Annotated in this window: 19 protein-coding genes; 5 read left to right on the forward strand and 14 right to left on the reverse strand. The window is 74.2% G+C overall.

Annotation, left to right across the window (positions count from 1 at the left end):
- Positions 1 to 13: 13 nt before the first annotated feature.
- The 5 genes from BLW85_RS09925 to infC all read right to left on the reverse strand — a co-directional run bounded on the left by BLW85_RS09925 (position 14) and on the right by infC (position 3,679).
- Positions 14 to 1,144, reverse strand: a complete 1,131-nt coding sequence (locus tag BLW85_RS09925; protein ID WP_070030202.1) for a sensor histidine kinase — start codon at positions 1,142 to 1,144, stop codon at positions 14 to 16.
- A gap of 50 nt (positions 1,145 to 1,194) precedes the next feature.
- Positions 1,195 to 2,055 carry a TrmH family RNA methyltransferase gene (locus BLW85_RS09930; protein WP_074991858.1) on the reverse strand — a complete coding sequence of 287 codons (861 nt, stop codon included), beginning with the start codon at positions 2,053 to 2,055 and terminating at the stop codon, positions 1,195 to 1,197.
- A 194-nt stretch (positions 2,056 to 2,249) separates the two neighbouring features.
- Positions 2,250 to 2,633 carry a 50S ribosomal protein L20 gene (rplT, locus tag BLW85_RS09935; RefSeq protein ID WP_030381833.1) on the reverse strand — a complete coding sequence of 128 codons (384 nt, stop codon included), beginning with the start codon at positions 2,631 to 2,633 and terminating at the stop codon, positions 2,250 to 2,252.
- Between the two features lie 98 nt (positions 2,634 to 2,731).
- The gene (gene rpmI / locus BLW85_RS09940; protein ID WP_004933563.1) at positions 2,732 to 2,926 is read right to left on the reverse strand and encodes a 50S ribosomal protein L35; all 195 of its coding nucleotides are present in this window, start codon (positions 2,924 to 2,926) and stop codon (positions 2,732 to 2,734) included.
- A 114-nt stretch (positions 2,927 to 3,040) separates the two neighbouring features.
- Positions 3,041 to 3,679, reverse strand: coding sequence for a translation initiation factor IF-3 (infC, locus tag BLW85_RS09945; RefSeq protein ID WP_106981816.1), 639 nt, complete (start codon positions 3,677 to 3,679; stop codon positions 3,041 to 3,043).
- A gap of 376 nt (positions 3,680 to 4,055) precedes the next feature.
- On the opposite strand from infC, the gene BLW85_RS09955 reads away from it, so the two are divergent.
- On the forward strand, positions 4,056 to 4,412 hold the full coding sequence (locus BLW85_RS09955) for a DUF1844 domain-containing protein (RefSeq protein ID WP_070030204.1): 357 nt from the start codon (positions 4,056 to 4,058) through the stop codon (positions 4,410 to 4,412).
- A gap of 1 nt (position 4,413) precedes the next feature.
- On the opposite strand, the gene BLW85_RS09960 is transcribed toward BLW85_RS09955, so the two are convergent.
- The 3 genes from BLW85_RS09960 to BLW85_RS39345 are packed head-to-tail and all read right to left on the reverse strand — an operon-like array spanning position 4,414 to position 7,819.
- On the reverse strand, positions 4,414 to 5,151 hold the full coding sequence (locus BLW85_RS09960) for an SseB family protein (RefSeq protein ID WP_070030281.1): 738 nt from the start codon (positions 5,149 to 5,151) through the stop codon (positions 4,414 to 4,416).
- Between the two features lie 56 nt (positions 5,152 to 5,207).
- A complete protein-coding gene (gene mycP / locus BLW85_RS09965; protein ID WP_074991859.1) occupies positions 5,208 to 6,368 on the reverse strand; it encodes a type VII secretion-associated serine protease mycosin in 1,161 nt (386 codons plus the stop codon).
- Positions 6,365 to 7,819 (reverse strand): hypothetical protein, encoded by a 1,455-nt coding sequence (locus tag BLW85_RS39345; protein WP_167381396.1) that lies wholly within the window; start codon positions 7,817 to 7,819, stop codon positions 6,365 to 6,367. The genes mycP and BLW85_RS39345 overlap by 4 nt, the downstream gene beginning before the upstream one ends.
- Positions 7,820 to 8,074: 255 nt before the next feature.
- Here BLW85_RS39345 and BLW85_RS09975 point away from each other — a divergent pair, with 255 nt between their 5' ends.
- Positions 8,075 to 9,277 carry an amino acid deaminase/aldolase gene (locus BLW85_RS09975; RefSeq protein ID WP_074991860.1) on the forward strand — a complete coding sequence of 401 codons (1,203 nt, stop codon included), beginning with the start codon at positions 8,075 to 8,077 and terminating at the stop codon, positions 9,275 to 9,277.
- 9 nt (positions 9,278 to 9,286) lie between these two features.
- On the opposite strand, the gene BLW85_RS09980 is transcribed toward BLW85_RS09975, so the two are convergent.
- The 3 genes from BLW85_RS09980 to BLW85_RS09990 are packed head-to-tail and all read right to left on the reverse strand — an operon-like array spanning position 9,287 to position 12,821.
- Positions 9,287 to 10,069 carry a 3-oxoacyl-ACP reductase gene (locus BLW85_RS09980; RefSeq protein ID WP_074991861.1) on the reverse strand — a complete coding sequence of 261 codons (783 nt, stop codon included), beginning with the start codon at positions 10,067 to 10,069 and terminating at the stop codon, positions 9,287 to 9,289.
- A complete protein-coding gene (locus tag BLW85_RS09985) occupies positions 10,066 to 11,439 on the reverse strand; it encodes an aldehyde dehydrogenase family protein (protein WP_074991862.1) in 1,374 nt (457 codons plus the stop codon). Before BLW85_RS09985 ends, BLW85_RS09980 begins: the two co-directional genes overlap by 4 nt.
- A 23-nt stretch (positions 11,440 to 11,462) precedes the next feature.
- A complete protein-coding gene (locus tag BLW85_RS09990; protein ID WP_074991863.1) occupies positions 11,463 to 12,821 on the reverse strand; it encodes a glutamine synthetase family protein in 1,359 nt (452 codons plus the stop codon).
- 96 nt (positions 12,822 to 12,917) lie between these two features.
- Between BLW85_RS09990 and BLW85_RS09995 the strand changes: the two genes are divergently transcribed.
- Together BLW85_RS09995 and BLW85_RS10000 are read left to right on the forward strand one after the other, a co-directional pair.
- Positions 12,918 to 13,655: a FadR/GntR family transcriptional regulator gene (locus BLW85_RS09995; protein ID WP_074991864.1), complete on the forward strand. Its 738-nt coding sequence runs from the start codon at positions 12,918 to 12,920 to the stop codon at positions 13,653 to 13,655.
- A 41-nt stretch (positions 13,656 to 13,696) separates the two neighbouring features.
- Positions 13,697 to 14,413 carry a gamma-glutamyl-gamma-aminobutyrate hydrolase family protein gene (locus BLW85_RS10000; protein WP_208624960.1) on the forward strand — a complete coding sequence of 239 codons (717 nt, stop codon included), beginning with the start codon at positions 13,697 to 13,699 and terminating at the stop codon, positions 14,411 to 14,413.
- 397 nt (positions 14,414 to 14,810) lie between these two features.
- Here the strand turns inward: BLW85_RS10000 and BLW85_RS10005 are convergent, their stop codons facing one another.
- The gene (locus BLW85_RS10005) at positions 14,811 to 15,743 is read right to left on the reverse strand and encodes a LysR family transcriptional regulator (protein ID WP_070030220.1); all 933 of its coding nucleotides are present in this window, start codon (positions 15,741 to 15,743) and stop codon (positions 14,811 to 14,813) included.
- A gap of 71 nt (positions 15,744 to 15,814) precedes the next feature.
- Here BLW85_RS10005 and BLW85_RS10010 point away from each other — a divergent pair, with 71 nt between their 5' ends.
- Positions 15,815 to 16,984 (forward strand): TDT family transporter, encoded by a 1,170-nt coding sequence (locus BLW85_RS10010; protein WP_074991866.1) that lies wholly within the window; start codon positions 15,815 to 15,817, stop codon positions 16,982 to 16,984.
- Here BLW85_RS10010 and BLW85_RS10015 read toward each other — a convergent pair.
- Together BLW85_RS10015 and BLW85_RS10020 are read right to left on the reverse strand one after the other, a co-directional pair.
- Positions 16,896 to 17,618 (reverse strand): helical backbone metal receptor, encoded by a 723-nt coding sequence (locus BLW85_RS10015; protein ID WP_070030224.1) that lies wholly within the window; start codon positions 17,616 to 17,618, stop codon positions 16,896 to 16,898. The genes BLW85_RS10010 and BLW85_RS10015 overlap by 89 nt on opposite strands.
- Entirely contained in the window at positions 17,615 to 18,187 is a 573-nt protein-coding gene (locus BLW85_RS10020; RefSeq protein ID WP_070030225.1) for a helix-turn-helix domain-containing protein, read from the reverse strand. Before BLW85_RS10020 ends, BLW85_RS10015 begins: the two co-directional genes overlap by 4 nt.
- Between the last annotated feature and the right edge of the window lie 356 nt (positions 18,188 to 18,543).

An 18,543-nucleotide genomic window follows, 5' to 3' on the forward strand; every position in this document is an offset into this window, starting at 1 on the left:
AGCCCGTGGGCCGCTACGCGAGATACGCGGGGGCGCTCACGGGCAGCGTAAATCGGAACTCGGCGCCGCCGCCGCGGGCGCGGCCGACCGTGATGGTGCCGCCGTGGGCCTCGACGATCCCCTTGACGATGTACAGCCCGAGTCCGGTGCCACCGCGCTTGCTGCCCCGCCAGAAGCGGGTGAAGACGCGGTTCATGGACTCCTCCGGGATGCCGGGCCCCTCGTCGCTCACCGTGACCGACGTGCCGGTGTCCTCGCCCTCGCGGGGGGACGCCGTGGGCGTGACGTCGATGGTGACGGTTCCCGCGCCGTGCCGCACGGCATTTTCCAGCAGGTTGCTGAGCACCTGGTCGATCTTGTCGGGGTCGGCCCACAGGTCGGGCAGCGGCTGCTCGATGCGCAGCAGGAAGCGTTCGGCGGGCTGGCCGGCGGCGACGTACGCCTGGATGTGCCGGGAGACGGCGGCCCCTATGTCGACGGGCTGGCGGCGCACCTCCAGCCGCCCCGAGTCGATCCGGGAGATGTCCAGCAGTTCGGCGATGAGCCGGGTGACCCGGTCGGCGTCCGCGTCGACGGTCTCCAGCATCAGCCGCTTCTGGTCGTCGGTGAACCGCTCCCACTTGGCGAGGAGGGTGGCGGTGAAGCCCTTGACGGAGGTCAGCGGGGAGCGCAGCTCGTGGGCGACGGTGGCGATCAGTTCGGCGTGGCTGCGTTCGGTGCGGCGGCGGGCCTCGGTGTCCCGCAGGCAGACGACCAGGCGCCGGACGGGGCCGAGGGGTTCGGCGCGGACGTAGCGGGCGGTGACGAGCACCTCCCGGCCGCCGGGCAGCAGCAGATTGCGCTCGGGCTGCCGGGTCCTGGTGGAGAGGCCGCCGTAGGGGTCGGTGAGCTGCCACCAGCGGCGCCCCTCCAGGTCCTCTAACGGCAGCGCCTTCTCCAGCGGCTGCCCGAGGGCGTCGGCGGCGGGTACGGCGGTGATGCGCTCCGCGGCCGCGTTGAACCCGACGACGCGGCCGCGTTCGTCGGCGACCACCAGTCCGTCGGGCAGCTGGTCGAAGTCGAGTCCGCCCGCACCGCACGCGGACGGGGGCGCGCCCCGCGCGTCCCGTCGCTCCGGCCCGGTGCTCGTGCCGGCCACACTCATCCCCGTACCCCACCTCTCATACGGCGCAGGGCCCCGAGCTGGCCACCCTACTAGCTCCGGGTGACGCAGCGGCACCCTCCGCGGGCGCGCTGCGCGCGGGCCGAGGCGTACAGGCAGACCGCGGCGGCCGTGGCGAGGTTCAGGCTCTCGGCCTTGCCGTGGATGGGGACGCGCACGACGGCGTCGGCGAGGGCGCGGGTCTCCTCCGGCAGCCCCCATGCCTCGTTGCCGAACACCCACGCGGTCGGCCCGCCCATGGTGCCCTTGTCGAGTTCCTCGTCCAGGTCGCGGTCGCCCGCGCCGTCGGCCGCGAGGATACGCACCCCGGCGCCCTTGAGCCGCTCGATGGCCTGTTCCACGGGCACGCCGACGGCGACCGGCAGATGGAACAGCGAGCCCACCGAGGCGCGCACCGCCTTGGGGTTGTACAGGTCCACGGAGGCGTCGGTGAGGACGACGGCCTCGGCGCCCGCGGCGTCGGCGCAGCGCAGCACGGTGCCGGCGTTGCCGGGGTCGCGCACGTGCGCGAGCACGGCCACCAGCTTGGGGCGGGCGGCGAGGATCTCCTCGAAGGGGGTGTCCAGGAAGCGGCAGACGCCGACGAGCCCCTGCGGGGTGACGGTGGTGGAGATGTCCGCGATGACGTCCTCGGACGCCAGGTGCACCCGTGCCCCCGCGTCGCGGGCCTCGCCCACGATGTCGGCGTAGCGCTCGGCGGCCTCGACGGTGGCGAACAGCTCGATCAGGGTGGCCTGCCCGTCCTGCCGGTGCGCCGCCGCCTCCCGCACGGCCTGCGGCCCCTCCGCGAGGAACAGCCGGTCCTTGCCCCGGAAGTTCCGCTTGGCCAACCGCCGCGCGGCGACGACACGGGCGGAGCGGGGGGAGATCAGCTCGGGGCTGACGGGGGGCATGCTCTTCTTCTCTTTCAGGAGAGTTCTTCGCTTTGTCGTACCGGCCGGGTGCGGCGCCCCGTCAGGGGCGCGGGGAACTGCGCGAGCGGCCACGACGGCCCGCGGCCGAACGATCCGCAGCGGGCCCCAACGACAGGACCCGCAAGCCATACAGCCTGCGGGTCCGGCGTTTTCGGCTGAAGCTCAGCGCAGCGTCACGCGGCCTTCGGCGCGTTCACGTCCGACGGCAGCGCCTTCTGCGCGACCTCGACGAGCGCGGCGAACGCGTTCGCGTCGTTGACGGCCAGCTCGGCCAGGATCTTGCGGTCGACCTCGACGTTCGCGGCCTTCAGACCCTGGATGAAGCGGTTGTAGGTCATGCCGTTGGCGCGGGCAGCGGCGTTGATGCGCTGGATCCACAGCTGACGGAAGTCGCCCTTGCGCTTCTTGCGGTCGTTGTAGTTGTAGACCAGCGAGTGGGTGACCTGCTCCTTGGCCTTGCGGTACAGGCGCGAACGCTGACCGCGGTAGCCGGAGGCCTGCTCCAGGATCGCCCGGCGCTTCTTGTGGGCGTTGACTGCCCGCTTGACGCGTGCCACTTGTTAACTCCTTGTAGCGGGGTCGTGGGGGTCCTCACACGACCCGGAAACGATTGGGTCCCGGTCCAGACGCGCGGCGCCCGAAGGGCGCCGGGGCGTCACTTGCCGAGAAGCTTCTTGATCTTCGCGGCGTCGCCCGGGGCCATCTCGGCGTTGCCGGTGAGGCGACGCGTCACGCGGGACGACTTGTGCTCAAGCAGGTGGCGCTTGCCGGCGCGCTCGCGGAGCACCTTGCCGGAGCCGGTGACCTTGAAGCGCTTGCTGGCACCGCTGTGCGACTTGTTCTTCGGCATAGCGCCGTTCTCTCCTCGTCGGTGGCGCTCCGGTGCCCGGTCACGAAAACCGGGCACGGTGGAGCGTCGCTCTTGTTTCGGTTACATCCTCGGGAGCCGTGGAGCTCCCCGGGATCACGCCTCGGCAGGCTCCTCGGACGGCGCCTCAGCCTCGGCAGGGTTCTGCGACTTGCCGGGGTTCGCCTTCGCGTCGGCCTTGCGGGCCTCCTGCGCCTGGCGGGCCTCGGCCATCGCCTCGGTCTTCTTCTTGTGCGGACCGAGGACCATGATCATGTTGCGGCCGTCCTGCTTCGGGTTCGACTCCACGAAGCCGAGGTCCTGGACGTCCTCCGCGAGGCGCTGCAGCAGTCGGTAGCCCAGCTCGGGCCGGGACTGCTCGCGACCACGGAACATGATCGTGATCTTGACCTTGTCGCCCTGCTTGAGGAACCGGACGACGTGACCCTTCTTGGTGTCATAGTCGTGCGGGTCGATCTTCGGCCGGAGCTTCATCTCCTTGATGACCGTGTGCGCCTGGTTCTTGCGCGCCTCACGGGCCTTCATGGCCGACTCGTACTTGAACTTCCCGTAGTCCATGAGCTTGCACACGGGCGGACGGGCGTTCGCCGCGACCTCGACCAGGTCCAGGTCGTACTCCTGCGCAAGCTCCAGTGCCTTCGCGAGCGGCACGATGCCGACCTGCTCGCCACTGGGACCGACAAGTCGCACCTCGGGAACGCGAATCCGGTCGTTGATGCGGGGCTCGGCGCTGATGGATCCTCCTCGGTAGCACCACGCGACGGCCTGGCGGACTGCCGCGTAACGTCTGTTTACGTCAGACCAACCGCGCCGAAGCAGAAAAAATGCCCCGGACGATCACAGGCGGGGCTCCTTGTCACCGGAGCACCGACGCGGTGAACGCGGGGCGCACAATCGGGCGACTCCATCGTCCGTACGGAACGATGGCGGCCGCCTGACCGGATGACCCGCCGTCCCGGAGGGCGGTCGGGTGGGAGTTCGGAGCCTCCACTTGTGGGCCGAACACACTGATGGCGTCCGACTGGTCGTGAACCAGGTTAGCAGGATCGCTTGACAAGCACGAATCCGGAGCGCGTGAGAGGAAAGCCGTCATCCGCCTTAGGGTGTGGGCATGAGTGAGACCCCTCCTGAGAACCCCGACTTCGACGCGATGACGCGGGACATCGCCGAGGTCCCCGCCGTCGAGGTGATCGTGACGGTCGCCGTCAACCTGATGAGCGCCGCCGCCGTGAAGCTCGGGCTCAGCGAGGAGGGCGACAAGTACAAGGACCTGGACGAGGCCCGCAAGCTGATCACCGCGCTCGCCGGCCTGCTGGACGGCGGCGCCACCGAGATCAGCTCCTTCCACGCGGCGCCGCTGCGCGACGGTCTGAAGTCGCTCCAGCTGGCCTTCCGCGAGGCGTCGATCGTCCCGGACGAGCCGGGGCAGGGACCGGGCGAGAAGTACACCGGCCCGGTCTACCGCTGACCTATTCCTTTTCCTTCACGTACAGGGGCTCGCCCGGAGGCGTCGACCCGGCCGGCAGCAGTGCCAGGTCGAGGCCGCGCACCAGGCGGGCCCTCAGTGTCTCGTCGGCCGCGAGCCGGCCGGCGAGAGAGCGGGCGGTCTCCGCGGGCGGCGCGGACGCGTCGAGGACGAGGGCGAGGACGCCGTCGGCCTGCCCGGGACCGAGGTGGGCGCGCAGCACGCCGGGCTCCGCCGCCACCGCCGCGCGCACGGCCTCGACGACGGCCGGGTCGGCGAGCGGATCGGTGCTGGTGCGGCCCTCGGCGAGGGCGAGCAGCGCGGGCCCGGTCAGCTCGAACGGCACCGGTCCGGCCAGGTCCAGCACGACCGTGTCGGCCTTCTCGTGCGCGGCGGCCTGGAGCGCCTGGTGCAGGGGGACGGCGACCGGGCGGGCCGCCGGGTCCCAGCGGGCGAGGGAGTCCGTGGAGGTGAAGGCGGGCAGCGCGGTCCGGTTCCCGGCCTTCAGGGTGGGCACGGCCATGTCGCTGGTCTTCTCGCGACGCAGCCCCTTCTCGTCCTCCTCCACCTCACCGAGCACCGCCACCACGGGCACCAGCAGCCGGGCGCCCTTCAGCGCCTCCAGGACCGGGCCGACGGCGGTGCGGTCCTGCGCCCACGCGGCGAGCGCGGCACCGAGCCGGGGGTCGGCGGAGCCGTCGTCGTCGGAGTAGCCGGAGTCGGGGATGTTCTTGTTCGCCACGGTCACCGACCCTATCGGGGCACCCGTCCCGCCGGAGCCGCGGGCCGGGCCCCGCCTCAGCAGGACCGTCCGCGGCCCCGCCACAGGATCACGCCCACGACCAGCAGCACCCCGCCGACGCTGCCCGCGAGGGGGGCCGCCCAGTCGGTGGTGGAGCCGGTGGCCTTGGGGGCGGCCGGTCCCGGACCGAAGTACTTCTGCCCGTACGCCGCCGGGCGCAGCTGCTCGGGTTCGAGCCGGTCGGCCGCGCGCAGGGCCGCCACCGGGTCGATCGTGCCGAAGCCGCGGGAGTCGTCACGGCCGCCGGCCGGCGGGTCCTCGGCGGTGTCCTCCAGGACCGTCTTGATCTGGGCCGGGCTCAGGCCGGGGTGGGCGGACTTGATCAGGGCGGCCACGCCGGAGACGTAGGCGGAGGCGGCCGAGGTGCCCCAGCCCGCGTAGTACTTGTGGTCGGGGTCGGCGATGACGACGTCGACGCCGGGCGCGCTGACCGCGGCGTACCAGCGGCGGGTGGAGAAGGCGGCCCGGGTGCCGTAGCGGTCGACGGCGGTGGCGGCGATCACGCCGGGGTAGGCGGCCGGGTAGGAGACGTGGTCGCCCTTGTCGCCGCCGTTGCCCGCGGAGGCGACGACGACCACGCCCTGCTTCAGCGCGTACTGCACGGCCTCGTCCTCGCCGGGTTCGGGATGGGCGGAGGCGGAGTCGTCGCCGAGGGAGAGGTTGATGACGTCGGCGCCGTGGTCGGCGGCCCAGCGGATGCCCTCGGCGAGGGCGCCGCCGCGGGTGGTGCGGGCCTTGGCGCGGGCGGGGTCGCCGTCCTCCAGGATCACCCGCACGGGCAGGATCCTCGCCTCGGGGGCGACGCCCATGACGCCGTCGGCGCGGCCGGGCCCGTGGCCGTGCCCGGCGATGATGCCGGCCATGGCGGTGCCGTGCCGGCCCCAGGTGCGGTCGCCGGGCCGGGCGCCGAAGCCGATCATGTCGTGGGCGGGCAGCACGTTGCCGACGAGGTCGGGGTGGTCGGCCTGGACGCCGGTGTCCAGGACGGCGACGGTGACGCCCCGCCCCTTGGTGGTCCGCCATGCCTGGTCGAGGTGGAGGGCGGTCAGGCCCCACTGCTGGGCGCGGATGCCGTCGGCGTGGGCGGCGGCGGACGGCAGCAGGGTGAGGGCGCCGGCGAGCAGGGCGCTCACCGCGGCCCCGGAGGCACGCTTCATGAGGATCTCTTCGTGGCGGAGGTGCCGACGGTCTGCCGCAGCAGCCGTTCGATCTGCCCGGCGAGGCCCTTCGCCTCGTTGCCGAGGCCGGACTGGGCCTGCGGGGTGGTGGCGCCGGACCGCACGGCGTCGGCGGCGGGCTGCGGGGTGTCCACGGTGCGGCCGTCGGCCCAGCCGGAGACGGCGTACACGACGACGGGGGCGTCGGTGCGCACCGAGACGGTCCAGGACGCGCGCTGGGCGTCGCCGAACCCGGCGGCCAAGGTGCCCTTCGGGCCGTACGCGCGGGGCACCAGATCGGGGCGCTCGGTCAGGTGCTCGGTGCGGAACCGGGTGGCGAGCGCGGACATCGCGGCGGGGTCGGCCGTGGTGAACAGCAGCCCCACGGTGGTGACATGGCTCTGGGTGGCGTCGGTGTAGGTGGCCCGCAGCAGGCGTCCGCAGCCGACGGGCGCGAGGACCTGGCGCAGCAGCGGGTCGAAGGCGTCGGCGCAGCCGCTGTCCGGGGCCACGGCGATCCGCGTCCAGGTGCGGTCGGCTCCGCCGGGCCCGGCGCCGGGTCCCCTCACGACGGGCGGGAACAGCCGGTCGACGGGCACGCTGTGCCAGACGGACGCGGCGGCGGCGAACCCGTGCGGCCCGTCGCCGCCGTCCCGGGCCAGCCAACTCCCGGTCACCGCACCGCCGATGAGCCCGAGACCGAGCACGAGACAGACCCCGGCCACCGCGGTCCGCGCGCGGGCCCGCTCCCGGAACACCTCGGGCTCGCCGAACGTCACGACGGGCCGGGCGTCCCGGCGGGCGGAGTGCGGGTGCCAGGTGGTGGCGGGGCGGGTGGAGTGCGGGTGCCTGCCGGGCCGGGGCGCGGCGGCGTCCTGGGCCGGTGCGGAGGCCGGCGGGGTGGCGGGCCCGGGGCGGCCGGGCGCGGAACCGGGACGTTTCGGCGGGTGGCCGGGGGCGGAACCGGCGTCGGCCGGGCCGGAGCCGGAGCGCTGCGCGGCGGGTGCCGGCGGGACGGGGCGCAGGCGGGCCGTCGTCTCGGTGGGGGGCTCCTCGGGCGCGTCCGGGCGCCGGGGCGGCCGGGCGCCTTCCTGGGCCGTGCGGTCCGGGCCCGGCGTACCGGCACGCTCTGGCCCCGCCGGACCGGCCGGTACGGCGGCGGGGTGTGCGGCGCGGCCCGCGCGGGGCGGGGCGTCGGGGAAGCGGGCCGAGGCCGGGGGCGGCGGGGGGCTGGTAGGCCCGGCGGCTTCGGGTACCGGGCCGCTGTCCGGCGCCGTCGGCCGGCCGCCGCGCGGTGCGAAGACGGACGGCTCCTCGTCGGGGTCCTCCCCCGGTGCCGCCCCGGCGCCGCGCAGGACGACCCGTCCGGCGCCCGCGATGCCGTTGCCCGCGCGGCCGGGCGGGGACGCGGGGCGCGGCGGTACGGAGGCGCGGCGTGCGTCCGTGCTCATGCGCCCCCCGTTTCCTCGTGCCCGGGCCGTCTCCTCGTACGCGGGCCGTCGCGCTGCCTCGGCCGTGCCCGGAACTCCCGGGCAGGCATGCCGGTACGACCGGGCCGGCGGCCGGACGCGGCCGGGCGGGTCCGTCGTACGTGCGCGTCACTCTACGGGTTGCCGGGGGCGGAGGCGGAACCAGTGCGCGAGGCCGGGGTACTTGCCCGGAACGTCCCCCTACCCTGCGGTAATCGCGTCTGGCAGGCTTCCGGCATGACTGCGCGTGCCGCCGACCGGGCCCGGTACGACCGGGCCACCGCCCATCTCGACGCCCCGTTCGCGATCGTGGACCTGGAGGCCTTCGACGCCAACGCGGCCGACCTGGTCCGCCGCTCCGGCGGCAAGCCGGTCCGCGTCGCCAGCAAGTCCGTGCGCTGCCGGGCCCTGCTGGAGCGCGTCCTGGCCAGGGACGGCTTCCAGGGCATCATGTCGTTCACGCTGGCCGAGTCGCTGTGGCTGGCCCGTTCGGGGTTCGACGACATCCTGCTGGCCTACCCGTCCGCCGACCGTGCCGGTTTCGCGGAGTTGGCCGCCGATCCCGAACTCGCGGGTGCCGTCACGGTGATGGTGGACGACCCCGCGCAGCTCGATCTCATCGACGCCGCCCGCAATGGTGGCGGCGAAGTGGTCAGGATCTGCCTGGAGTTGGACACGTCGCTGAAGCTGCTGGGCGGTCGGGTGCGGGTGGGCGCGCGGCGTTCCCCGCTGCACTCGCCCGCTCAACTGGCCGCCGTGGCGCGGGCGGTGGCCGAGCGGCCCGGTTTCCGGCTCGTCGGACTGATGGCGTACGAGGGGCACATAGCGGGGGTCGGCGACTCGGTCGCCGGCCGGCCGCTGCGGTCGCGGGCGGTCCGGCTGATGCAGAGCGCGGCCCGGCGGGAGCTGGCCGAGCGGCGGGCCGCGGCGGTACGGGCGGTGCGGGCCGTCGTGCCCGGTCTGGAGTTCGTCAACGGCGGCGGCACCGGCAGTGTGCAGCACACCGCCGCCGAGGCCGCCGTCACCGAGATAGCGGCCGGGTCCGGGCTGTACGTGCCGCGCCTGTTCGACAACTACCGTTCCTTCACCGGCCGTCCGGCGGCGCTGTTCGCGCTGCCGGTGGTACGGCGGCCGGGCGTGGGCGCCGTCACCGTGCTCGGCGGCGGCTATCCGGCCTCGGGCGCCCCGGGGGCCGACCGGCTGCCGGTGCCGTATCTGCCGCAGGGCCTGAGGTACGACCCGCAGGAGGGGGCCGGCGAGGTGCAGACGCCGCTGCTCGGCTCGCCCGCCGACGATCTGCTGATCGGCGACCGGGTGTGGTTCCGGCACGCCAAGGCGGGCGAGCTGTGCGAGCGGTTCGAGGCGCTGCACCTGGTGACGGGCGACGAGGTGACGGCGACCGTGCCGACCTACCGGGGCGAGGGGCGCGCGTTCCTGTGAGCGCCGGGCCTACAGGGGCGTGACGTAGGCGCCCGCGATCCCGCCGTCCACCAGGAAGTCGGTGGCGTTGACGAAGGAGGAGTCGTCGCTGGCCAGGAAGGCGACTGCGGCGGCGATCTCCTCGGCCTCGGCGAACCGGCCCACCGGGATGTGCACGAGCCGGCGGGCGGCCCGCTCCGGGTCCTTGGCGAACAGCTCCCGCAGCAGCGGGGTGTTGACGGGCCCGGGGCACAGGGCGTTGACCCGGATGCCCTCCCGCGCGAACTGCACGCCCAGTTCGCGGGACATGGCGAGCACGCCGCCCTTGGAGGCGGTGTAGGAGATCTGGGAGGTGGCCGCGCCCATCCGGGCCACGAAGGACGCGGTGTTGATGATGGAGCCCTTGCCCTGGCGGCGCATGTACGGGATGGCGGCCTTGCAGCACAGGTAGACGGAGGTGAGGTTGACCTCCTGGACGCGCTTCCAGGCCTCCAGGCCGGTCTCCAGGATGGAGTCGTCGTCGGGCGGCGAGATGCCCGCGTTGTTGAAGGCCACGTCGACGCTGCCGTAGGTCTCGTAGGCGGTCTCGAACAGCGCCTCGACCTGCTCGGGGTCGGTGACGTCGGTCCTGACGAAGAGCCCGCCGACCTCCTCGGCGACGGCCTTGCCCCGGGGTTCGTCCACGTCCGCGCAGACGACGTGGGCGCCCTCGGCGGCGAGCCGGCGGGCGGTGGCGAGGCCGATGCCGCTGCCGGCTCCGGTCACGACGGCGGTACGGCCGACCAGTCGGCGGCAGACACTGTTGTCGGTCACTGTGCGGGGCCCTCCGTGCTGATGAAGACGTTCTTGGTCTCGGTGAAGGCGGTCAGGGCGTCGGGGCCGAGTTCGCGGCCGACGCCGGACTGCCGGTAGCCGCCGAACGGGGTCCAGTAGCGGACGCTGGAATGGGAGTTGACGGACAGGTTGCCCGCGCGCACGGCCTGCGAGACGCGCAGCGCGCGGCCGAGGTCGCGCGTCCACACGGAACCGGACAGCCCGTAGGGGGTGTCGTTGGCGAGGCGGACGGCGTCCTGTTCGTCGGTGAACGGGAGCAGCACGGCGACGGGTCCGAAGATCTCCTCGTGGGCGGCCGGGCTGTCGTGCCGCTCCCCCGTCAGGACGGTCGGCGGGAACCAGAAGCCGGGTCCGTCGGGGGCCCCGCCGCGCAGGGCGGGGGCGCCGTCGGGGACGTACGACCGTACGCGGTCGCGCTGCGCGGCGGAGATCAGCGGGCCCATCTGGGTCTTCTCGTCGGCCGGGTCGCCGACGACGACGGCGGCGAGCGCGTCGGCGAGGAACGCGCGGGCCTCGTCGAGCACCGTCTCCTGGACGAGGATCCGGGTGCGGGCGCAGCAGTCCTGCCCGGCGTTGTCCAGGAAGGAGAACGGGTCGAGGGCGGTCTTCAGGTCGGCGTCGGCGAAGACGACGTTGGGGCTCTTGCCGCCGAGTTCCAGGGTGACCGGCTTGACGAGCCGCGCGCAGCGCTCCATGACCTCGCGGCCGGTGCGGGTGGACCCGGTGAAGACGATCTTGGCCACGTCCGGGTGGTCCACCAGGGCGCGTCCGGCGATGTGCCCGTGGCCCGGCAGCACCTGGAAGAGGTGCTCGGGCAGCCCCGCCTCCAGGGCGAGTGCGGCCAGCCGCAGGGCGGTGAGCGGGGTGGTCTCGGCGGGCTTGAGGACGACGGCGTTGCCCGCGGCGAGCGCCGGGAAGGACCCCCAGGCGGCGATCGGCATGGGGAAGTTCCAGGGGGCGATCACGCCGACCACGCCCAGGGGCTCCTGGAAGGTGACGTCCCAGCCGCCGGGTACCGGGATCTGCTTGCCGAGCAGGCGTTCGGCGCCGCCGGCCGCGTAGTGCAGCAGGTCGCGGGCGTTGCCGGCCTCCCAGCGGGCGTTGCCGAGGGTGTGGCCGGCCTCGCGGACCTCCAGGCGGGCCAGTTCCTCGGTGTGCGCGTCGACGGTGTCGGCGAAGCGGCGCAGCAGCCGGGCCCGGTCGGCGGGGGCGAGCGCGGCCCAGCCGGTCTGGGCGCGGACGGCCCGTGCGACGGCGGCGGCCACGTCCTGCTCGCTCGCGGCCAAAACGGTGGCGACGACCTCCTCGGTGGCGGGGTTGAGGATCTGCAACTCGTCTGCGTCGGACACGGCTCGACCTTTCACCAGCTGGCTCACAGGCGTTCGAAGGAGCGGCGCAGCTCCCAGTCGGTGACCGCGGCGTCGAAGGCCTCCAGTTCGACGCGGGCCATGTTGCGGTAGTGGGCCACGACCTCCTCGCCGAAGGCGGCCTCGGCGATGGCGCTGCGCTCCCAGCGTTCGGCGGCCTCGCGCAGGGTGGCCGGGACGTGGTCGAAGTCCGCGGCGTAGGCGTTGCCGGGGCAGGGCTCGGGGAGTTCGAGCTTGTGCTCCACGCCGTACAGCCCCGCGGCGACCAGTCCGGCGACCGCGAGATAGGGGTTGACGTCGCCGCCGGGCAGGCGGTTCTCGAAGCGCAGGGAGCGGCCGTGGCCGACCACGCGCAGGGCGCAGGTGCGGTTGTCGTGGCCCCAGGCGACCGCGGTGGGGGCGAAGGAGCCCGGCTGGAACCGTTTGTAGGAGTTGATGTTGGGGGCGTAGAGCAGGGAGAAGTCGCGCAGCGCGGCCAGCTGTCCGGCGAGGAAGTGCCGCATCAGCTCGGACATCCCCTCGGGCCCGGCCAGGGCGTTGGTGCCGTCGGCGTCGGTGAGCGAGAGGTGGATGTGGCAGGAGTTGCCCTCGCGCTCGTTGTACTTGGCCATGAAGGTGATCGAGACGCCCTCCTGGGCCGCGATCTCCTTGGCGCCGGTCTTGTACAGCGCGTGCTGGTCGCAGGTGGTGAGGGCCTCGTCGTAGCGGAAGGCGATCTCGTGCTGGCCGGGGTTGCACTCGCCCTTGGCCGACTCGACGGTGAGGCCCGCGCCCGCCATGTCGTTGCGCAGCCGGCGCAGCAGGGGTTCGACGCGGCCGGTGCCGAGGATGGAGTAGTCGACGTTGTACTGGTTGGCGGGCGTAAGACCCCGGTAACCGGCGTTCCACGCCTCCTCGTAGCTGTCCTTGAAGACGAGGAACTCCAGCTCGGTGCCGACCTGCGCGGTGTAGCCGAGGGCGGCGAGCCGGTCGAGCTGGCGGCGCAGGATCTGGCGCGGGGCGGCGGCGACCGGGGTGCCGTCGTGCCAGGCGAGGTCGGCGACGAGCAGGGCGGTGCCGGGGTGCCAGGGGATGCGGCGCAGGGTGGCGGGGTCGGGGCGCATGGCGAAGTCGCCGTAGCCGCGCTCCCAGGACGACATGGCGTAGCCGTCGACGGTGTTCATCTCGGTGTCGACGGCGAGGAGGTAGTTGCAGCCCTCGGAGCCGTGCTCCAGGACCTCGTCCAGGAAGAAGCGGGCGGCGAACCGCTTGCCCTGCAGGCGCCCTTGCATGTCGGGGAAGGCCAGGACGACGGTGTCGATCTCACCGCTCGCCACCAGGGCGTGCAGCTCCTCGACGGAGAGCGGGGCGGTGCGGTCTGCCACGGAGAACCTCCTTCGGCGCCTACGCGCTTCTTCGGCCGGGCCGGGGAGCCATAAGGTATTGCCCGGAACCATTGCTTGGGAAGGGGGCGCGGGCGGATGTCGCCGGAGACGGAGCGGCAGGGGGCGGGCGACCGGCTCGCCGCGGTGCTGCGGCCGGTGCGGGCGGGCAACGGCTTCGAGGAGGCGCTGGAGCAGATCCTCCAGGTGGTCCGGCTCGGCCTGGTGCCGGGCGGCGGGCGGCTGCCGGCCGAGCGGGAGCTGGCGGAGCGCCTCGGGATCAGCCGGGTGACGCTGCGCGAGGTGCTGAAGGTGCTCCAGGACCAGGGGCTGGTCGAGGCGCGGCGCGGCCGGTACGGCGGAACGTTCGTGCGGCCGCGCGCGGACGCGGGCGGCGAGGACGAGCTGCGGCGGCGGATCGCCGCGGTGGACGTCGAGGACGTGCTGCGCTTCCGCGAGGTGCTGGAGGTGGGGGCGGCCGGGCTGTGCGCGGCGCACGGGCTGACGGACGAGCGGGCGGCACGGCTGCGGGAGGCGCTGGCGGGCACGCACGACGCGCCGCTGGCCGACTACCGGCGCCGGGACACCCTGCTCCACCTGACCCTGGCCGAGCTGTGCGGGTCCCCCTCGCTGACCGCGCAGTACGCGGCGGTGCGGGCCACGGTCAACGAGCTGCTGGACTGCATCCCGCTGCTGGTGCGCAATCTGGAGCACTCCCAGCGGCAGCACACCGCGCTGGTGGAGGCGGTGCTGGACGGGGACGCGGACGGGGCGCGGGAGATGATGCGGGAGCACTGCGCGGGCACGGCGGCGCTGCTGCGGGGTTTCCTGACCTGACCCGCTTCTGCAAAGGTACGGCTGTGAACCTTTCTGCTCCGTTGATCGGTGTGAGCACGTATCTGGAGACCGGGACCCGGTGGGGGGTCTGGGAGCTGGAGGCGGCGCTGCTGCCGGCCGGGTATCCGCGGCTGGTGCAGCGGGCCGGGGGCCTGGCGTGCATGCTGCCGCCGGACTCCCCCGAGCTGGCCGCGGCGGCGGTGGCCCGGCTGGACGGGCTGGTCGTCGCGGGCGGCCCGGACGTGGACCCTTCCCGCTACGGCGCCGCCCGCGATCCCCGTACGGGCCCGCCGGCCACGGCCCGGGACGCCTGGGAACTCGCCCTGATCGACGCCGCGCTGGCCTCCGGCACACCGCTGCTGGGGATCTGCCGGGGCATGCAGCTTCTGAACGTGGCGCTCGGCGGGACGCTGGTGCAGCACCTGGAGGGGCACGTGGAGGCGGTGGGCGTCTTCGGCAGCCACACGGTCACGCCCGTACCGGGCACGCGCTACGCCGAGATCGTCCCGGCCCCGGCGACCGTCCCCACCTACCACCACCAGTGCGTCTCCCGCCTCGGCCGGGACCTCGTGCCCTCGGCCCACGCGGCGGACGGCACGGTGGAAGCGCTCGAACTGCCGGCGGACCGGGGCTGGGCCCTGGGCGTGCAATGGCATCCGGAGATGGGCGAGGACGTGCGGGTGATGCGGGCGTTGGTCACGGCCGCGGGGCGCTGCCGCGGGCTGAGCGGGGGGCCGCGGCGGCCTGAGACGGCGTGACGGTGCGGGTCCGTCGCGGCCGGGCGCGCGGTTCCCCGCGCCCCCAAACAGAACCGCCCTGCCCGCCGGTTGCACGGTGCCGTCACCGCCGACCGGGCGACGTGCCGTCGCACGTGCGGGCTCGTCGCGGCCGGGCGCGCAGTTCCCAAGTTCCCCGCGCCCCTCAGGGAACCGCCGTTGACGTCGGCTGCGTGGGGCCGTGGCCGCCAGCGGGCCGACGCGCCGCCGCACCGTGCCGGCTTGTCATGGCCGAGCGCGCCGCGCCCCTCAGGGAACCGCTCTCGCCGTCGGCTGCATGACGTCGTCACCGTCAGCAGACCGACGCGCCGCCGCACGTGCCGGCTCCTCGTGGCCAGAGCGCGCCGCGCCCCTCAGGGAATCGCCGCGCTCTCCGTGCTCAGGCGCGCGTCAGGGACAGCAGGTCCCTCGCCGGGCCCGCGGGGCGGTGGCCCGTGGGCCAGACGGCGCGCAGGTCGCGGGAGAGGGAGACGCCGTCCACCGGGATGGCCACCAGCCGTCGCAGCGCCAGTTCCTCCCGCACCGCCAGTTCGCTCAGCACCGACGGTCCCGCCCCGCTCACCGCCGACGCCTTCACCGCCGTGGTCGAGGACAGCTCGATGAGCGGACGGGCGAGCCCCCCGAGCGCGGCGTCCAGCACCTGCCGTGTGCCCGATCCCCGCTCACGCAGGATCAGCGGGGTCGCCGCCAGTTCCTCGGCCGCCAGCGGCCGCCGCCGACGGGCCCACGGGTGCCCCGGTGCCGTCACGACGATCAGCCGGTCGTGCCCGATCACCGCCGCGTCCAGTCCCGCGGGCACGGACAGCCCCTCCACGAAGCCGAGGTCCGCCTCCCCGCCCAGCAGCAGTTCCGCCACCCGCGCCGAGTTGCCGGCCAGCAGCGACACCGCCGTGTCGGGCCGCTCGGCGTGCAGCGCGAGCAGCCAGCCCGGCAGCAGGTACTCGGCGATGGTCATGCTCGCCGCCACCCGCAGCCGCGAGTCCCGCCGGTCCCGCAGCGCCCGCGCGCCCGCGTCGAACGCGGCCGCCGCCTCCACCACCCGCCGCGCCCAGTCCGTCACCAGCACCCCGGCGTCCGTGAGCCGCGACCCCCGGGGCGAGCGGTCCACCAGGGCCACCCCCAGCTGCCGCTCCATCGACCGGATCCGGCTGCTCGCGGCCGGCTGGGTGACGCCGACCTCCCGGGCCGCCGCGCCGAGACTGCCCAGCCGCGCCACCGCCAGCAGCAGTTCCAGCGCCGCCAGATCGGGCACCCGGTGCGCCAACGACCCGGTGCCCTCCTGCCGTCCGTCCTGTCCCTCCGCCTTGCTCATAAGACCAGTTTATGTCCCCATAGAAGCAAACTCCCTGGTCAGGGGAGAATCCCGGCGGCACGGTGAATGTCATGGTCACCGCAGCCCCGCCCCTTCCCGCCACCCGCGCGCCCCGCGCCGTCCGGGTCCGCCACCTCGGCCCCAACTGGTACGCCTCCGTCATGGGCACCGCCGCCGTCGGCACGGCCGGCACCGCGCTGCCGGTGGCGCTGCCGGCCGGCCTGCACACGGTCCTCGCGGCCGTCTGGGCGCTGTCCCTGCTGATGCTGGTGACCCTGCTGGTGGCCCGCACGCTGCACTGGGTCCACCACCGCGACCAGGCCCGCGCCCATCTCCTCGACCCCGCCATGGCCCCGTTCTACGGCTGTCTGTCCATGGCCATGCTCGCGGTGGGCGGCGGCGCGCCGACCGCCGGGCGCGACTGGCTCGGCACCGGCACCGCCGTCGCCCTGGACACCGTGCTGTACACCGCCGGTACGGCGGTCGGCCTGTGGGCGGCCGTGGCGGTGCCGTACCTGATGTCCGTGCGGCACCGCATCGAGCCCTCCCAGGCCTCCCCGGTGTGGCTGCTGCCGCTGGTCGCGCCGATGGTGTCGGCGGCGCTCGGCCCGCAGCTCGTCCCGCACCTGCCGCCCGGCCAGCCCCGCGCGACCCTGCTGCTGGCCTGTCTCGCGATGTTCGGGCTGAGCCTGTTCGCCACCCTGGTGACGCTGCCGCTGATCCTCTCCCGGCTGATCACCGCCGGCCCGCTGCCGCTCGCGCTCACGCCGACCCTGTTCCTGGTCCTCGGCCCGCTCGGGCAGTCCACCACCGCCGTCGGCTCGATCGCGAACGCCGCGCCGGGTGTCGTACCGGCCTCGTACGCGCGCGGCCTCGACGTGTTCTCCGTGCTGTACGGAGTGCCCGTGACGGGCTTCGCGCTGATGTGGCTGGCGCTGGCCGTCGCGCACCTGGTGCGGGCCCGGCGCCGGGGCATGGGCTTCGCGATGACCTGGTGGGCCTGCACCTTCCCGGTGGGCACCTGTGTCACCGGCGCGGCGGCCCTCGCCCGGCACACCGGCCTGACCGGCTACCAGGCGCTGTCCGTCGCGCTGTACGTGCTGCTGGTCGTGGCGTGGCTGGCGGCGGGCACCGGCACCGTGCGCGGACTGCTCAGCGGCGAGCTGCTCGCAGGGCCTCGGCCAGCACCCGCGGCGCCCGCGCCAGGGACGGCCCGTACCACGTCAGGTGCCGCCCGCTGACCAGGGCGCAGGCCAGACCGGGAAAGGCCTCCGGGCCGTCGTCCGCGGTGAAGCGGTAGGGCTCGTCGGGGAGCACCACCACGTCCGGGGCGGCGGCCCGCAGCTCGTCCAGGGGGACGCGGGGGTAGCGCTCGGCGTGCCCCGCGTACAGGTGGTGCACGCCGAGGCGGGCCAGTACGTCGCCCGCGAAGGTGTCCCGGCCGACCACCATCCAGGGGCGGCGCCACACCGGTACGACGGCGGTCCTGCGCTCCGCGGGCTCGGGCAGCGCGGTCCACTCCGCCTCGGCCTCGCGCAGCCAGCCGGGGCGCTCGGGGGCACCGCAGGCTTCCAGGACCCGGGCCAGCTCCGTGAACGCGTCCGGGACCGTGCGCACCTCGGTGACCAGCACGTCGAGACCCGCCGCGCGCAGCGCGTCGAGGTCGGGGACGCGGTTCTCCTCCTCGTTGGCCACGACCAGGTCGGGTGCCAGCTCGACGATCCGCTCGACCTTGGGGTTCTTGGTCCCGCCGATCCGTACGACGTCCAGGTCCGCCGGATGGCTGCACCAGTCGGTGGCCCCGACGAGCACGCCGGGCAGCGTCTCGGCGACGGCCTCGGTGAGGGACGGGACGAGGGAGACGACGCGCTTCACCGGGACCGGTCCTGCACGGCCTCGATGTGTTCGGCCACCGCCACCACGACGACCCGGGTGTCCGGCACGGTCGCCCGCCAGCGGTGTCTGACGCCGCCGGTGAGGTACAGCGTGTCCCCGCGGCCGAGGCGGTAGGCGCGGCCCTCGGCCTCGATCTCGACCGCGCCCTCGACGATGTACATCAGCTCGTCGTTGCGGTGCTGGAACTCGCGGCCGGCGTCGTGGTCGCCGAGGAACTCGGAGGCGTGCAGCTGGTGGTGGCCGCGGACCAGGGACCGGGTGCGGGGCGCGAAGTCGTCCTCGGCGACGGGCTCGGCGCGCACCACGTCCACGGTGGCCGCGGGGTCCGCCGCGGCGAGGAGTTCGACGGCCGTGGTGCGCAGGGCGTCGGCCAGTTTCTCCAGGGAGGTGCGGCTGGGGCGGGCCCGGTCGTTCTCCACCTGGCTGAGGAAGGGCACGGACAGGCCGGTGCGCTCGGCCACGACCGCGAGGGTCAGCTCCAGCGCACGGCGCCGCCGCCGGACCGCCGCGCCCACCCGTACGGGCTGCTGCTCTTTGTGGTCGCCCATCGCTCCGGCTCCCTCCCTCGCTCGTCGTCCGTTCGTCCTGCCTCGGGTACCGGGTGCCCGCTGCGGGGCTCCCGATGGCTTCACTGCACCCTACGCATGTTCGGCAAACGGTTTCATGCGCGTGTCACATCCCCTGCTCGCCATGGACCCCTTACCCTCCCGGTTCACGCCAGTGTCGGGGGCTGGGCGGGGGTCCCCCGATGCTTCCTCCCTGGGGATGAACATGTCCAGCAGCCAGAGTCATCACGCTGGGTGATTGGCCGGATTCTTGCCGTAGGGGAAACGGGTGCTTTCCCCTACGGAAAGCACCGCGAGGGGCGGACGGCTCCGTACTCCCGTCGTCGTACGGTGCCGTC

The organism is Streptomyces misionensis, from assembly GCF_900104815.1.
In the GTDB taxonomy this organism is placed as follows: Bacteria; Actinomycetota; Actinomycetes; order Streptomycetales; family Streptomycetaceae; genus Streptomyces; species Streptomyces misionensis.

Coding starts and splice junctions, on each gene's coding strand:
- BLW85_RS10005 (WP_070030220.1), bottom strand. CDS start 15,743: ATGAGCAAGGCGGAGGGACAGGACGGACGGCAGGAGGGCACCGGGTCG.
- BLW85_RS10010 (WP_074991866.1), top strand. CDS start 15,815: ATGGTCACCGCAGCCCCGCCCCTTCCCGCCACCCGCGCGCCCCGCGCC.
- rpmI (WP_004933563.1), bottom strand. CDS start 2,926: ATGCCGAAGAACAAGTCGCACAGCGGTGCCAGCAAGCGCTTCAAGGTC.
- BLW85_RS09930 (WP_074991858.1), bottom strand. CDS start 2,055: ATGCCCCCCGTCAGCCCCGAGCTGATCTCCCCCCGCTCCGCCCGTGTC.
- BLW85_RS09955 (WP_070030204.1), top strand. CDS start 4,056: ATGAGTGAGACCCCTCCTGAGAACCCCGACTTCGACGCGATGACGCGG.
- BLW85_RS09975 (WP_074991860.1), top strand. CDS start 8,075: ATGACTGCGCGTGCCGCCGACCGGGCCCGGTACGACCGGGCCACCGCC.
- mycP (WP_074991859.1), bottom strand. CDS start 6,368: ATGAAGCGTGCCTCCGGGGCCGCGGTGAGCGCCCTGCTCGCCGGCGCC.
- BLW85_RS10020 (WP_070030225.1), bottom strand. CDS start 18,187: ATGGGCGACCACAAAGAGCAGCAGCCCGTACGGGTGGGCGCGGCGGTC.
- BLW85_RS09995 (WP_074991864.1), top strand. CDS start 12,918: ATGTCGCCGGAGACGGAGCGGCAGGGGGCGGGCGACCGGCTCGCCGCG.
- BLW85_RS09925 (WP_070030202.1), bottom strand. CDS start 1,144: ATGAGTGTGGCCGGCACGAGCACCGGGCCGGAGCGACGGGACGCGCGG.
- BLW85_RS39345 (WP_167381396.1), bottom strand. CDS start 7,819: ATGAGCACGGACGCACGCCGCGCCTCCGTACCGCCGCGCCCCGCGTCC.